Below are 15,378 nucleotides of genomic sequence, written 5' to 3'. Positions count from 1 at the left end.
GCATGACGGAAATGATCCGCTACAAGGAGATCCGGTCCTTGGAGAAAAAGGCGGATATCGCATCATACACGCTGCCCAGCACGGTAGAGTGCGTATCTAATGAAGCGAAGCGGATCTGCGCCTGCTTCCGGTGGAACGGCAGCGAGCGGGACGTGACGACGCGTTCGATCGAACTGCGGATCCACGGCTCGGCCCGGGTCATCTGGTTGCCGATCAGAATCAGATCGGGATTCAGCGTATTGACGATATTGGCGATGCCGAGCCCGAGGCTCTCGCCGACCTCGTGGAACAGCCGGATCGCTTCCGTAGAACCGCTTTCCGCGAGTTCCACAAGTTTACCCAGCCGCTCGACGCCGAGCGGCTTTGCCGCTTCCAGCAGCGCCTTCTCGGAAGCGTACTGCTCCCAGCATCCTTTATTGCCGCAGCTGCATTTCCTGCCGTTCTGCTCAATCGTCGTATGACCGATCTCGCCGGCGAATCCGCCCGTTCCCGGCAAGATCCGGCCGCCGACGACGATGCCCGCTCCGATGCCGGTGCCGACGCTTAAGTAGACCAGATCGGACGCTTCTTGGCCCGCCCCGTATTGCATCTCGCCGAGCGCTCCGGCGTTCGCCTCGTTGCCGATCGTTACGGGCAGCCCGAGCTCTTCCGCGAGCAGCCGCTGCAGCTCGACCTGCCGCCACTCCAGATTTGGCGCGAACAGCACGGTCCCTTTATCGTCGACGATGCCGGCGACTCCGATCCCGACGCCGACGACGCCGTAAGGGCTGTCCGGAGCGGCATCGGCCAGCGAGCGGACGGTATCTGCAAGAACGGGCAGCACATAGCCGGGCTCGCTCCGCTCCAGCTCGACCTGGCGCTCGCTGACGATTTTTCCGTCCAGATCGGATAGCACGGCAAGCAGATAACGGACGCCGAGATCGACGCCGATTGCGTATCCCGCCGTTTTGTTGAACAACAGCATGACCGGCTTGCGGCCGCCGCTTGAGCGACCGAGTCCGATCTCATAGACGAGCTTTTCTTCGATCAGCTCGCTCACGAGGGTCGATACGGTTCCTTTGTTGAGGCCCGTCATCTCCGACAACTGCGCCCGCGACAGCGGGCTTTCTTTTTTGATCGCTTCCAGGACGATCGTTTTATTTATTTTTTTGACTAAATGCTGATCTCCGGTTGTTTGCAATGGATCTCCCTCGTTTGTACAAGCGTTAAACTAATGAATCCAGTTTATTTTAGTTTGTCCGAAAACACAACCGGTTGGTATCCAAAAACTTTGTTTAACCAATGTACAAAGTTTGGATTGTTTGCTATGATGGTTTTGAAATGATAAATGGTTTTGGTTTTGCTTTGTTCCGGTAATTCGGACGTTAGCCGTTTTATGTCTAATGAAAAACATCCGAGTATGGAGGGATCGGTCTTGTCTTATTTTTCCGGCATCGAGCGGATCGGGTATGAAGGCGCTTCGTCAGGCAACCCGCTCGCATTTAAGCATTACAATCCCGGTGAGATCGTAGCGGGCAAGCCGATGCGCGATCATCTGCGCTTTGCGGTAGCGTACTGGCATGCGTTGACCGGCACGGGAAGCGACCCGTTCGGAGCAGGTACGGCGGAGCGTCCGTGGGACCGGTACACCGGCATGGATTTGGCGAAAGCCCGGGTGGAGGCTGCCTTCGAGCTGATCGTAAAGCTGAACGTTCCTTATTTTTGCTTCCATGACCGCGATATCGCTCCGGAAGGGGATACGCTGCGGGAGACAAACGGCAATCTCGACACAATCGTCGCGATCATTCAGGAGTATATGAAGTCCACCGGAGTCAAGCTGCTGTGGAATACGGCCAATATGTTCACGAATCCGCGGTTCGTCCATGGAGCGGGAACGACGAGCAACGCCGATGTATACGCTTACGCCGCGGCCCAGATCAAGAAAGGGCTGGAAGTCGGCAAAGCGCTCGGCGCGGAAAATTACGTGTTCTGGGGCGGACGGGAAGGCTACGAGACGCTGCTGAATACGGATATGCAGCTGGAACTGGACAATCTCGCGCGGCTGTACCGGATGGCGATCGATTATGCGTCCGAGATCGGATTCGACGCGCAGTTTCTGATCGAGCCGAAGCCGAAGGAGCCGACCAAGCACCAATACGATTTCGATGCGGCGACGACGATCTCGTTTCTCCAGCATTACGGGCTGAAGGATCATTTTAAGCTGAACCTCGAAGCGAACCATGCGACGCTTGCGGGCCATACGTTCGAGCACGAGCTGCGCGTAGCCCGGATGCACGGCATGCTCGGCTCGCTGGATGCGAATCAGGGCGATCTGCTGCTCGGCTGGGATACCGACGAGTTCCCGACCGATCTGTATGCGGCGACGCTGACGATGTACGAGGTGCTGCAAAACGGCGGCATCGGCCGGGGCGGGATTAATTTCGACGCAAAAGTGCGGCGCGGCTCGTTTGAGCCGGACGATTTGTTCCACGCACATATCGCCGGGATGGACGCGTATGCGAAAGGGCTTAAGGTGGCGGCGCGGCTGCTGGAGGACCGGGTGTTCGAGGATGCGATCGACCGTCGGTACGCTACATTTAAAGAAGGCATCGGGCTCGACATTGTCTCCGGCAAAGCCACGCTGGCCAGTCTCGAGGCGTATGCGCTGCAAAACGATACGATCCGCAACCGCTCCGGCCGTCAGGAAAGGCTGAAGGCGGTTCTGAACCAATATTTGCTGGCGGAGCAGTAAATTCGGGTAGAAATGTAGTGGAGAAAGGAGTGCTGCCAGTGGGATATGTCATTGGGGTTGATCTCGGTACAAGCGCGGTTAAGGCGCTGCTGATCGACAAGGAAGGCCGCGTATGCGGGGAGGCGTCGAGAGCCTATCCGCTTATTCAGGAGAAGCCCGGCTATAACGAGCAGGACCCTGAGCTGTGGGTGGACGGAACGGTCGGCGCCTTGCGGGAACTCGTAAAGGAGTCGGGCATCGATCCGGCGGGCGTGGAAGGACTGAGCTTCTCCGGGCAGATGCACGGACTCGTCTTGCTGGATGCGGGCCGGCGGGTGCTCCGTCATGCGATCTTGTGGAACGATACGCGTACGACGAAGGAATGCCGGGAGATTGAAGCCGTGCTCGGCGAGCGGCTGCTCGCTGTCGCCAAAAACAAGGCGCTGGAAGGATTCACGCTGCCGAAGCTGCTCTGGGTGAAGCGGCATGAACCGGAGCTGTATGCGCAAGCCGCCCTGTTCCTGCTGCCCAAAGATTATTTGCGCTACCGGCTGACCGGACAGATCGCCGCCGAGTATTCCGACGCGGCGGGCACGCTGCTGCTCGATGTGGCGGGCAAGCGGTGGAGCTCCGAGATCGCTTTCGCCTGCGGAATCGATTTGTCGCTGTGCGCCCCGCTGGTCGAATCTCACGCGAACACCGGCACCCTGCTGCCGGACATTGCTGCCGAGACCGGCTTGCCGGTTACGGTGAACGTTTATGCAGGCGGCGCGGACAACGCTTGCGGAGCGATCGGCGCAGGGATTATATCCGAAGGGGAGACGCTTTGCAGCATCGGGACATCCGGAGTCGTCCTGTCTTATGCCGGAGACGGCGGGGCGGACTATAAAGGGAAGCTGCACTTTTTCAATCACGGCAAAGCGGACAGCTTTTATGCGATGGGCGTTACGCTTGCGGCCGGCTACAGCCTGCAATGGTTCAAGGACACGTTCGCGCCGGATGTTCCGTTCGAAGAGCTGCTGAAGGGGCTGGACGAGACCGCTCCCGGAGCGGGCGGGCTGCTCTTCACGCCGTATCTCGTCGGGGAGCGGACGCCGCATGCGGATGCGCTGATTCGGGCGAGCTTCATCGCGATGGACGCCTCCCATACGCTTGCGCACTTCACGAGGGCGGTCGTCGAAGGGATCACGTTTTCCTTGAAGGAGTCGCTGGAGCTGCTTCGCGAATCGGGCCAGCGCATCGACTCGCTCGTCTCGATCGGCGGAGGGGCCAAAAACGACAGCTGGCTGCAGCTGCAGGCGGACCTGTTCGAAGCCGATATTCATAAGCTGGAAAGCGAGCAAGGACCGGCGCTCGGAGCCGCGATGCTGGCGGCGTACGGCTGCGGCTGGTTCGATTCGCTCGCAGCATGCGCCTCGGTATTCATCAAGCGGAGCAAGACGTACCGGCCGCGCGCGGCGGAGGCGGCGAAATATGCGGAGCTGTATCCGCTGTATAAGCGGGTGTATGCGGATACGCGCGAGCTTCAAGCGGCTTTGAGCGCGTTCCGTATGTCATAATCGGCAGGATCGGCTATATTATCCGAGGGTAAGGGGGATTTAGGCGATGGAGCAGGTTCGGATCGGCATGATCGGTTATAAATTTATGGGGAAAGCGCATAGCCACGCTTACCGGGATCTCCCGATGTTTTTTCCGGATACGGCGAAACCCGTTATGAAGGTGATCGGCGGACGGAACGGGGAGGCGGTGCGCCGGGCGGCCGCACAGTTCGGCTGGGAGGAAGCTTCGACCGATTGGCGGGAGATCGTCCTGCGCGACGATATCGATCTGATCGACATCAATGCGCCGAGCGATGCGCACAAGGAGATCGCCCTCGCCGCGGCGAAGGCCGGAAAGCATCTGTTCTGCGAGAAGCCGCTGGCGCTGACGCTTGCGGATGCGAGAGAGATGCTGCAGGCGGCCGAGGAAGCCGGCGTTAAGCATATGGTCGGCTTTAATTACCGGTTCGCGCCTGCCGTAAAGCTGGCGAAGAAGCTGATCGAGGAAGGGCGGCTCGGCCGGGTGTACCATTTCCGCGCCGTCTTTTTGCAGGACTGGATTCTCGATCCGGATTTCCCTCTCGTCTGGCGGCTGGATAAACGGGTGGCCGGTTCGGGCGCGCATGGGGATCTCGGGGCGCATCTGATCGATATGGCGCGGTATTTGGTAGGCGAGATGACCGAGGTCGTCGGCATGAGCGAGACGTTCGTCAAGGAACGTCCGATGCCGAGCGAGATGACCGGACTGAGCGCTCTAGGGAGCAAGGACGCTCCAAAAGGCGAGGTTACGGTCGACGATGCGACGTTGTTCCTGGCCCGCTTCGGAAGCGGCGCGCTCGGCAGCTTTGAGGCGACCCGGTTTGCCGCGGGGCACCGCTGTACGAACGGCTTCGAAATAAACGGCAGCCTCGGCAGCGTCAAGTTCGATTTTGAACGGATGAACGAGCTGCAGGTGTATTTCAAGGACGATCCGGCCGACGTGCAAGGATTCCGCCGTGTGCTCGCGACCGATCCCGCTCATGCTTATTCCGAAGCATGGTGGCCTCCGGGACATACGATCGGCTATGAACATACGTTCATCCATGAAATGGTAGAAATGATGCAAGCGTTGCAGGAAAACCGCCAACCCGTGCCGAACTTTCATGACGGAGTGTCGTGCCAGGCGGTTCTCGAAGCGGTGGAGCGGTCGATCGGCGAAAAACGCTGGATCTCGATCGCCGACATGTGAAGGAGGCGCCGGTACATATGAGCAGCAAGCAAGCATTAATCGTTTGGGGCGGCTGGCTCGGACACCAGCCGGAGGAAGTGGCCGCCATTTTCCGGACGGTGCTCGAAGAGGAAGGGTTCCGGGTGGAGCTGTCCGACACGCTGGAGACGTTTGCCGACGAGGAGAAGCTGAAGTCGCTCGATCTGATCGTGCCGGTATGGACGATGGGACAGATCGAGAAGGAGCAGGTTGCGGGCGTATCCAAAGCGGTGCAAAGCGGCGTCGGGATCGCAGGCTGCCATGGCGGCATGTGCGACGCGTTCCGCACGAACGTCGACTGGCAGTTTATGACCGGCGGGCAGTGGGTGGCGCATCCCGGGAACGATTCCGTCGAGTACACCGTGAACATCAAGAGCAGCTCCAGCCCTCTACTCGAAGGCATCGACGATTTCGGCGTCAAGACCGAGCAGTATTACATGCATGTTGATCCGGCTGTCGAAGTGCTCGCTACGACGCGTTTTCCGGTGGCGCCGGGTCCGCATTCGCTGAACAAGGCCGTCGATATGCCGGTCGTCTGGACGAAGCGATGGGGCGTCGGCCGCGTCTTTTACTGTTCGCTCGGGCACGTCGCCAGCGTCGTCGAGATCCCGCAGGTGAAGCTGATGATGCGCCGCGGCTTCGTATGGGCGGCGGAAGGCAAGCGGCGTGCGGAGGAAGCGGCGGCTTCTGCGGCGAAAGGATCGGCTGTAGAGCAGGGCGCGGCGTATACGGGAATGGGAGACAGCCAGCTGTAGTCCGGCGGTATGAGAGCGGACCGCAGCTGCGGAATGGAATAAGCGGGGGAACCGTTCATCTCGATTGAAGGCGGAGGGGTTAAGTTCCATGGAGAAAGTTCGCGTAGGCATTATCGGGTGCGGCAATATTAGCGCCATCTATTTCAAAAACTGCAAAACGTACCGGGCCCTTGAAGTTGTGGCGTGCGCCGATCTGGACGTAAGCCGCGCCCAGGCCCGGGCCGAGGAGTTCGGCGTGGCGAAAGCCTGCTCCGTCGAAGAGCTGCTGGCTGATCCGGCGATCGATCTTGTGATCAATTTGACGATTCCGGCCGCTCATGCGGAAGTATGCTTGCGGGCGCTGAATGCCGGCAAGCATGTGTATGTTGAGAAACCGCTTGCGGTCACGCGTGAAGACGGCCGCAAAATCGTTCAGCTGGCGAAGGAGAAAGGGCTTCGGGTCGGCTGCGCGCCGGATACGTTCCTCGGGGGCGGCATCCAGACAAGCATCAAGCTGATCCGTGACGGCTGGATCGGCCAGCCGGTCGCCGCTACGGCGTTTATGCTGAGCCGCGGTCCGGAGAACTGGCATCCCGATCCGGTATTTTTCTATAAAGCCGGCGGCGGCCCGATGTTCGATATGGGACCTTATTATTTGACCGCGCTGGTGGCGGCGCTTGGTCCGATCAGCCGGATCGCGGGCATGACCAAGACGAGCTTCCCGGAACGGCGCATTACGAGCGAGCCGAAATACGGCCAAATGATTCAGGTCGACACCCCGACGCATATCGCGGGCTTGCTCGAATTCGCTTCCGGCGCGATCGGTACGATCATCACGAGCTTCGACGTGATGGGCGGTTCGGGCTTGCCCCGCATCGAAATCTACGGAAGCGAAGGCTCGCTGAAGGTACCCGACCCGAACACGTTCGGCGGACCGGTGCTGTACCGCCGCATAGGGGCGAAGGACTGGACCGAGATTCCGCTGTCGCACGGCTTTGCCGAGAATAGCCGCGGCGTCGGCGTGCTCGATATCGCCCGAGCGATTGCGGAAAACCGGCCGCATCGCGCGAACGGCGATCTGGCCTACCACGTGCTGGAGGCGATGCACGGCTTCCATGACGCTTCCGATCAAGGGAAGCATTATGAGATGCACAGCTCGTGCGAATCTCCGGAGCCGATGCCGATGAATGCGGACAGCACCTGGCTGTAGGCTATTGTAAGGCCTCGCAGCGCTGTCTGGCAGATGCTTGGGTTGTTCCGCTTGGCGTGAGTTTGCGGCTCGCCTTGCGGAGCAACCGCACCATTCCATCTAAATTAACCAAACTAATCCAACATAATTTTACCTTAGTAACCTCTCCTATCCCTCCTAGCTACCTCGCATTGTTTCGTGTTCCCTCATACGCTCGTGCTTTTAAACAGGTCATTTGCTATTCCGATTGAAAGACTCCCCATCACCGAAATCATCGAAACCGGCAGGAAATGTCGGACGGATGTCGTATAACCATACTAATTTGTCCATAATGGAAGTAGATGGAGAAGTCGGACGGGTCTATGCTGTATACGGACGATGCAGGTATTTGGGAGGGAAAACCGTCTCAGGACGGTCCGCCGCTGTCCTATTTAATCCGCTGGGAGGAGATTTTCCGGGTTCACTATTCCCGCAGCGAGAGAGAATGGTTGCCGGGCCGGACGTTCATTATGGATTACGAGAACGGACATTATGTCGAAATTAGCGACGATCGGGACGGATGGGGCGAATTGGCGGGCGTGCCGGACCGGCATCCCCCGATTCGGGATTCGTCGTTGTAAGAGAACACGATCGAAGCGTGCGAGCGCGAGCAAATCGTGACGATTTTCGTGAACGACGGGAGGTTCAAGCCGAAATCGCTCTAGGAAGCGGAGTTTACGAAATGACAAACGGGGACTGGAAGCACGGCGCTGTTCGCCGAGGAACCGGGCCGCGTACTGAAGTGATTCAGTAAGAAGCGGCGGCCTGCCCGGCCGACGCCGTCCGCTCCATTCCCGCCGGCAAATGGAGCGGCATCTTTGAACCTTGAGCAGCGCGTCAACCGGCCATCGATTTGACCGTCAACGTAATCGTGCCAATCATGAAGGCCATGCCAACCGCCATAATAAACTCCCGGATGTAATAAGCGATCTTCGGCGACAGCCCGAATTCTTTCTCTTTGTCCAGCGATTTTAATCGGGCCAAGTACCGTTCTTTGCGCTCCTTGTACGATTTGAGCATAAATGCGCAAAACACGATGCCCCATAATACCGAGGCTACAAGCACCATTTGCCAAATATCGTTGAAGTAACCGACGAGAATACCGGCGACGATGTGGATTTTCAACCTGCCTGCCCCCCCTGATCTGAAGTAAATTGCAGCATTGCTTCACTGCGGGTCCGCTGCAATCCAGTATACCATATCGGGGCGTCCGGCGCCCGCGGAGACTCGATCGGCGGAGCTGCATACAGGCTGTGGCCCAAAGGTCCGTAACCGGAAGGGGAAATGTCGAAATGTTGTCCGAAGGGAAACTTTCCTATGGGGAATAACGTCTAACTTTGTAAGGGTAACCAATAGAAAGGCGGGGGGACTTTTTGGTTAACGATAAAGCTGGATCAAGCAAAAAAAGCTGGAAGACGATACTGGCTGCGTTGTGCGTAGCGGCACTATCGTTAGCGGGGGCGGCTCCGGCATATGCCGATGTGCCTAACGGCTGGCCTTGGAGCGATGCGCCTACAGGCGTTGAGGAAGCGGCCGATTCCCGGGCGGTGCGGATTGATTTCGAAGGCCAGATCGTGATGTGGCCGGCGGCTCCTGCGATGAAGGACGGGACTACGGTCGTCCCGGCGAGAGCGCTGCTGGAGGGCATCGGCTACAGCCTGGAGTGGAACTCCGGGCAGCTCGAGCTGACGGCAAGCCGCGCAGTCGGCGAGACACTCGTATTCCGCGTAGGACACGGAGAAATGAACGTCAAAGGCGGCACAGCGGTTGAACTGCCGGTCACACCGTATATCGAAGGAGACCTGATGTGGGTTCCGTTGCGGATGCCGGCTGAGGCCAGCGGCTTGAAAGTCAGCTGGAACGAGTTGGATCAATCCGCCGTGGTGAGCGACCCGAATGCGCCGGTGCGCTTCAGCGTAGGAACCCGTTCGGACAACGGCGTTCTGGACGCTTCGGACAAGCTGACCGAATACTTCAAGACGGAGTGGAAGTCCGATATCCGCTTCTCGATTTATGCGCCGGAACAATACAACGACCGGGTCAATATCCGGATCGCGGCAGGAGATCCGACCGATCTGATGCTGCTCGGCAACCCTTACCGCTACTCGGATGAACTGCTCCAGTCGTTCGCGGCCGATCTGACGGATATGCTCGAGAAGTATCCGCGGCTGAAAGCGCTGGCGTCCGGCGATGCCGCGGCTGCACGCAGCATCGGCGGAAGGCTGTACGGCATTCCGCGCCCGAGTCACCCGAATGCTGCGGCTTTTCCCGCGATCCGCCAAGATTGGCTGGACCGCCTCGGACTCATCATGCCGGAGACGATGGACCAATTGTTGGCGGTGTTGGATAAGTTCGTTCATAACGATCCGGATGGGGACGGCAAGCATAATACGATCGGCATTACGGGACGTGTGGACGGCAACGGGCTCGGCACCTTGTCCTGGGTGGAGCAGGCGTTCACGGGAAGTCCCGTGCGGTTTGCCGCGGCCGGCGGGAAAGTCGTCGATAACGCGACGGGGAAAGAACAGCGGGCCGCGCTGGACTGGCTCGCTCGCGCCTATAAGGCCGGCTTGATCGACAAAGAGTTCGCGCTGACCGGCAGCGAGCGCGTCGTATCCAAGCTCAGTCAAGGCCGGGTCGGTCTTGCCGCGATCACCGCTGAACAGGCGGCGAAGCTGACCGTCGAAGCCGGCACGTCCGACAAATTTTCCGCGCGCTGGATGCCGATTCCTGGGCTGAAGGGGACAAGCGGAGCGATTGCGCCTTGGAGCACGGAGGAGTCCGGGCTTTACATCATCCCGCGTACGGTGCCGAAGGACAAAGCGGAAGCGATCCTGGACTGGCTCGACCGCGGAATCGCCGCAAGCGAAAGCGATTGGAGCGGCATATCCGGACTCGGCGAAGCGGACCGGGCCGTGCTGGACAATGTGTTCGGCACGACGTCGCTGCTTCCGCAGAAGGCGCTGTTCGACCAGCTGTCCGATTCGACCCGGGACGGGTACCGGTACGCGGTGTACGCTTGGCAGGACGTGTCGTATGCCGGCAAAACGCTGCCGCAGGCAAACGCTTTGTTCGCAACGGGCGAATACGGCGAGCTGAACCGCAAGCTTCAGGAGTTAAAAGTCAAAGTCATAAGCGGCGAAGCGTCGCTGGACGACTGGGACCGTCATGTGAAGGAAATGACTGATTCCAAAGAGTATCGGGATATGATGGGGAAGCTGAACGGCTTCCTTCGATAAACCAAGCCGTAACGATCGCAAAATGAGAATACCGGAAAACGACAAACCCTCTACATCCGCGGAACGGCGGTATTGGAGGGTTTGTTGGTGTCCGCTGATTGGCGACTGCCTGTTTGCGCGTAGCCTGTTGGTGTGCCTGTTGACGTCTGCCTGTTTGCGCTGCCGTTTATATAGTACCGCCGCCTAATACAATTTCAGAGCTTATCCTATGGGATGAAAAGACGTTAGCCAGCGGCCGGGTCTCCTTTTCAAGCCACATCAGTAGCTCTGAATTTGAACTAGTCTTCCTTGATTTTGAAGCTGCGGGCCCAGTATAAAATCGGGGTCGACGCTATCGATATGATCATTTTGAACAAATAGGTCGTAATGAAAATTTGCAGCCAAATGTCGAACGGATATTCGGTCGCAAACGCGATCGTGCAGAAGACGAGCGAATCGACCAGCTGGCTGAGCAGGGTGCTGCCGTTGATGCGAATCCAGAATTGGTTGCGCACCGGGAACTTGCGTTTCAGGTAAGCGAACACGCGGACATCGAGAAACTGGCTGACGAAGTAGGCGCACAAGCTGCCCGCCGCGATTTGCGGCAGCAGGCCGAAAATCGTCTGCAGCGATTCCTGGGCGAGATCGCCTTCCTGGGGAACGAACGCCAGCGTCATCTGCATAATGACCAGCGAAGCGAGCATGCTGAAAAACCCGAACCATACCGCCTGCCTGGCCGCCTGCGTACCGTACTTTTCGTTCAGCAGATCGGTGGACATGTAAATCGACGTATAGATCGTATTGCCGAGGGTCATGACGATTCCGCCTGTCACGAGCAAAGGCATCTCGATCGTTTTTGTCACCTGGATGTTGGCGAGAACCGTCGCAAAGCCGATCCAGGAATACAACCCCTTCTTGCCGAATAACCGGTAGCACAGCAAAAACAGCCCGAAATGAACGAGCATAAACAAGATGCCCCAAACCAAATTGAACATCGAATAATGCCTCCTTAGTTTTGATAACGCGGGATGGTTACGAACCGCGGCCGGTCAAAAAAATCCGACAGCTACCATCATACCAGTTTCCGATAAGATGACAATCTTTTTTTGAGTGGCAAGGGGAGACGTGATCCACCAGTCGTTATGTTGTGGTATCTGTTGTAAACTTCTTGTTAATAAATTGTTACATAGTTGTATTCAATTCACACCAAATTCACATATTTATACATATAATATACATGTGATTGTAAGCGCTTCATATACACGAGGAGGTCGAATGATCGTGAATCAGAGACGAATCAGTTTAATGGTTGTAACCGCTTTAACGGCATCAGCGCTAGCAGCATGCGGCGGAGCCGGAGGGAGCCAGGGCGGACAAGCGGCCGGCCCGGAGGCGAAAGATAATCCTCCGGCCGCCAGCAAGCCGGTCAATACCGGACCGAGAGAGATCACGATGTACACGGCAGGCGGCACCATTGACGAGAAAGCGTTCGATTCGATGTACGGCGATGCGATTCGCAAAAAGTTCCCGGATGTGACGGTCAAATTTATTCCGAATACAAAAGGCTCCACCTTGCCTGATCTGATCGCGGCCGGTACGACGATCGATATTATATTCGACTCGATCGGTTATGCGGAGTCGTTCCGTAATTACGGCATCCATATGGATATGACGCCTTTCATCAAAGCGAGCGGATTGGATCTGAACCAGTTTGAACAAACCGCGATCGAGTTCCAGCGGAAAATCGGCAACGGGCAAATTCATTCGCTCCCGGTATGGACCGCTTCGGCCGGATTGTTCTACAACAAAGATTTGTTCGACAAGTTCGGAGTCGGTTACCCGAAGGACAATATGACCTGGTCGGAAATACTCGAGATCGCCAAAAAGTTGACTCGTAAAGACGGCGACATCCAATACGTTGGTTATGTGACGGCGGCGGGCTCGCAGGCCAATACGAACCAGCTTGGGCTCAAATACGTCGATTCGAAAACCGGCAAGGCGCAAATCGATAATGAAGACTGGACGAAGTTCATGCAGAGCATCGTGCCGTTTTTCCAGATCAGCGGAATGACCTGGACGGCGGAAAATACGACGGTAGCGGCGATGCGGGCGATGTTCGAGAAGGACCGGACCGCAGCCATGTATACGAACTACAGCGGAGGCACGCCTCCGGAGGATATGAACTGGGACGTAGTGAAAGTGCCTTCGTACGAGCAGGCGCCCGGCGTAGGTCCGCAAAGCTATCCGGCCTACTTGTCGATGACGACGCTGAGCAAAAACAAAGAGCTCGCCTTCGACGTCATTCATTACCTCGTCTCGAAAGAATATCAGCTGCTGAATACGAAAGCGGGCCGCGCCACCGTGCTGAACGATAAAGAAATTATTAAAACGTACGGCGAATCGATGGCCAAGTTCAAGGGCAAAAACATTACCGCGATGTTCCCGGAGAAACGGGCGCCGATCGGCGATTACACGGCAGCGGATACGGCGGCTGCATCTCAATTTTCGAGCGCGTTTACGAAAATTATTTTGAACCAGAAAGATATCAATACGGCTTTGCGCGAAGCGAACGAGGCGGCGAACAAAGCGATTGAGGAGATTAAACAGAAAAACGCGAAATAACGCGCCTGTTCAGAAACGAAAGCTGCCGCCTGAGGGCTTCCCGCCGGGCGGCTTTTTTGTGCGCGATGGGGGACGTTCGAGGCTGCCGGGGAAGCGGCGGCGATCCCGCCGAGAGCGCGCGGAGCGGCAGGTGCGGACGGAGTGTGCGGGGAATAGTCCGGTTCAGGCGAATCATTGGCAGCGGCCCATCCCGGGTCATCCGCAGGGCCGTACCCTCGTGCAGGCATTTCGCAAAATCGTAAAGCTCAAGGAAAGAAAGCTGAACACCGGCGGCGGATTAGGTAGTATACTGGAGGTAACCATACTGGAGGGAAGCTAATGACTGCAATTAAAAGCTTATCGAGTCAAGACGAGTTTGTCGGCTATTACTTATTGAAGGAACTGGAAGTCAAACAAACCAATTCAACGCCTGCCAAAGACTATTTCGATATCGTCCTGTGCGATTCGAGCGGTCAACTGCCGGCTAAATACTGGGACGTCTCGCCTACCGACAAGGAAACGTTTTTCCCGATGGGGCTCGTCAAGGTGCAAGGGCTCGTTCAGACTTACCGGGAGAAGCTGCAGATCAAGATCACGCGAATGCGCAAAACGACGCCGGAGGACGGTGTCGTGCTCACCGATTTTATCCGTTCGGCTCCGATCAGTCCGGCGGACCTGCTTGCTGCGATCAAGCAAACGGTGGAATCCATCACGGATCGGGATATACATACGATCGTTTCCTATTGCGTGAAAAAGGTGGAAGATAAGCTGTCCCATTATCCGGCTGCCAAGACGCATCATCACGCCTATTTTGCAGGGCTGGCGTATCATATCGCGAGAATGCTGGAGCTCGGGGAATTCGTCTGCAAGCAGCGGCCTTTCCTCAATCCGGATCTGATCAAGGCGGGCATCGTGCTGCATGATATCGCGAAGCCGGAAGAGATGATCGCGCAGATGGGGATCGTGTCCGACTACAGCGTCCAAGGCAAGCTGATCGGCCATATTTCGATGGCCTCCAACTGGATTACCGAGGCCGCCCTGTTCGAAGGAATCGATCTGCAATCGGAGCGGGTGCTTGCCTTGCAGCATCTTGTCTTGTCCCATCACAATCTGGGAGAATGGGGCAGCCCCGTGCAGCCGCAAACCGCCGAGGCCGTCGCGCTGCACCATATCGACGCGCTGGACGCCAAGCTGCAAATGGTGGAGGACGCCTTGCAAACGACGCCGGAGCACGAAGAATGGACGCCGATGATCCGGGGGCTGGAGAACAAGGCGATCTACCGGATGAAATGGTGAGTATGACCGCTGGGACAGGGAAAGTGGATGTTGGAATAATATGATCGTAATGAGAATAGCGGGAGCCGGGAAAAGCCTTTCGTTTGTTGAAGGGCTTTTTTGGTGTGTAATGAAGACGGTGAGCGGAAATGGATGGTTGAAACAGGATCGAATTTCCTGTATGATTGCATTATGTATCAAATGATATATAACAAATGATATTCAAAAGAAGGGAAGGCTCATGCCGCCTAAAGCCAAATTTACGAAACAATCGATCATCGACGCCGCCTTCGAAATCGCTAAAGTGGAAGGACTCGGCGGGATTACGATCCGGAAAGTAGCCGATAAGTTGGGAAGCTCGATCGCGCCGATCTATGTTAATTTCAAAGACGTCGAGGAGCTGACCGGCGAGGTCGTCCGCAGCATCTTCGAGCTGTCCCGGCGTTTGCTGAAGGAGCACGATACCGGCAACCCGTTTCACGATATCGGTGCGGCCAGTTTGCGATTCGCCAGAGAATACAGCGTGCTGTTCCGCGATCTGGCGCTGAAGCCGAATGATCATATGAGCGGGTACGAGGAAGAACTGACCGTTCTGGTCGCCCATATGAAGTCTGATCCGGAGCTCGAAGGGTTCACGGAGGAGGAACTGAAGGGGCTGCTGTTCAAAATGAGAATTTTCCAGCTGGGCCTCTCCGTCATGGTGGCGAACGGCTTGCTGCCGGACGGCTTCGGCGAGGAGATGGAGCAAGGGCTGCTGGACAGCACCGCCAAGGAACTGATTGCAGCGGCGCGGATGCGAAAGAAAGGACTATCGATCTAGTCGGTTGA

General features: G+C 57.2%; 13 protein-coding genes and 1 pseudogene. 11 read left to right on the top strand and 3 right to left on the bottom strand.

Going from position 1 to position 15,378, the window contains the following annotated elements:
* Positions 1-19 precede the first annotated feature (19 nt).
* Positions 20-1,180, bottom strand: a complete 1,161-nt coding sequence (locus tag AC3Y2E_RS04275) for an ROK family protein (protein WP_379207496.1) — start codon at positions 1,178-1,180, stop codon at positions 20-22.
* Positions 1,181-1,414: 234 nt separating this feature from the next.
* Between AC3Y2E_RS04275 and xylA the strand changes: the two genes are divergently transcribed.
* The 6 genes and pseudogenes from xylA (at position 1,415) to AC3Y2E_RS04245 (ending at position 8,037) form a co-directional block, all read left to right on the top strand.
* On the top strand, positions 1,415-2,731 hold the full coding sequence (gene xylA, locus AC3Y2E_RS04270; protein ID WP_379207494.1) for a xylose isomerase: 1,317 nt from the start codon (positions 1,415-1,417) through the stop codon (positions 2,729-2,731).
* Positions 2,704-4,269: pseudogene (gene xylB / locus AC3Y2E_RS04265) on the top strand (xylulokinase); the annotation flags it as partial. The gene xylA and the pseudogene xylB, both read left to right, overlap by 28 nt.
* Before the next feature lie 46 nt (positions 4,270-4,315).
* Positions 4,316-5,476 (top strand): Gfo/Idh/MocA family protein, encoded by a 1,161-nt coding sequence (locus AC3Y2E_RS04260; RefSeq protein ID WP_379207492.1) that lies wholly within the window; start codon positions 4,316-4,318, stop codon positions 5,474-5,476.
* 17 nt (positions 5,477-5,493) lie between these two features.
* Entirely contained in the window at positions 5,494-6,249 is a 756-nt protein-coding gene (locus AC3Y2E_RS04255; RefSeq protein ID WP_379207489.1) for a ThuA domain-containing protein, read from the top strand.
* Between the two features lie 88 nt (positions 6,250-6,337).
* Positions 6,338-7,438, top strand: coding sequence for a Gfo/Idh/MocA family protein (locus AC3Y2E_RS04250; RefSeq protein WP_379207487.1), 1,101 nt, complete (start codon positions 6,338-6,340; stop codon positions 7,436-7,438).
* 320 nt (positions 7,439-7,758) lie between these two features.
* Complete coding sequence (locus AC3Y2E_RS04245; protein WP_379207484.1) at positions 7,759-8,037, top strand: hypothetical protein; 279 nt, start codon at positions 7,759-7,761, stop codon at positions 8,035-8,037.
* A gap of 256 nt (positions 8,038-8,293) precedes the next feature.
* Here AC3Y2E_RS04245 and AC3Y2E_RS04240 read toward each other — a convergent pair whose 3' ends face one another.
* Positions 8,294-8,581: a hypothetical protein gene (locus AC3Y2E_RS04240; protein WP_332075981.1), complete on the bottom strand. Its 288-nt coding sequence runs from the start codon at positions 8,579-8,581 to the stop codon at positions 8,294-8,296.
* A gap of 248 nt (positions 8,582-8,829) precedes the next feature.
* Between AC3Y2E_RS04240 and AC3Y2E_RS04235 the strand changes: the two genes are divergently transcribed.
* Positions 8,830-10,695, top strand: coding sequence for an extracellular solute-binding protein (locus AC3Y2E_RS04235; RefSeq protein ID WP_379207482.1), 1,866 nt, complete (start codon positions 8,830-8,832; stop codon positions 10,693-10,695).
* A 278-nt stretch (positions 10,696-10,973) separates the two neighbouring features.
* On the opposite strand, the gene AC3Y2E_RS04230 is transcribed toward AC3Y2E_RS04235, so the two are convergent.
* Positions 10,974-11,669: a queuosine precursor transporter gene (locus AC3Y2E_RS04230; protein WP_379207480.1), complete on the bottom strand. Its 696-nt coding sequence runs from the start codon at positions 11,667-11,669 to the stop codon at positions 10,974-10,976.
* A 286-nt stretch (positions 11,670-11,955) separates the two neighbouring features.
* On the opposite strand from AC3Y2E_RS04230, the gene AC3Y2E_RS04225 reads away from it, so the two are divergent.
* From AC3Y2E_RS04225 to AC3Y2E_RS04210, 4 genes are all read left to right on the top strand, one after another.
* Positions 11,956-13,296, top strand: coding sequence for an extracellular solute-binding protein (locus AC3Y2E_RS04225; RefSeq protein ID WP_379207477.1), 1,341 nt, complete (start codon positions 11,956-11,958; stop codon positions 13,294-13,296).
* A 58-nt stretch (positions 13,297-13,354) separates the two neighbouring features.
* A complete protein-coding gene (locus tag AC3Y2E_RS04220; protein ID WP_379207475.1) occupies positions 13,355-13,615 on the top strand; it encodes a hypothetical protein in 261 nt (86 codons plus the stop codon).
* On the top strand, positions 13,615-14,571 hold the full coding sequence (locus tag AC3Y2E_RS04215) for a 3'-5' exoribonuclease YhaM family protein (RefSeq protein WP_379207473.1): 957 nt from the start codon (positions 13,615-13,617) through the stop codon (positions 14,569-14,571). Before AC3Y2E_RS04220 ends, AC3Y2E_RS04215 begins: the two co-directional genes overlap by 1 nt.
* Before the next feature lie 220 nt (positions 14,572-14,791).
* Positions 14,792-15,370, top strand: coding sequence for a TetR/AcrR family transcriptional regulator (locus AC3Y2E_RS04210; RefSeq protein ID WP_379207471.1), 579 nt, complete (start codon positions 14,792-14,794; stop codon positions 15,368-15,370).
* Positions 15,371-15,378: the final 8 nt, after the last annotated feature.

It is taken from the genome of Paenibacillus sp. MAH-35, assembly GCF_058135425.1.
This window is presented reverse-complemented; position numbering and strand designations above follow the sequence as displayed.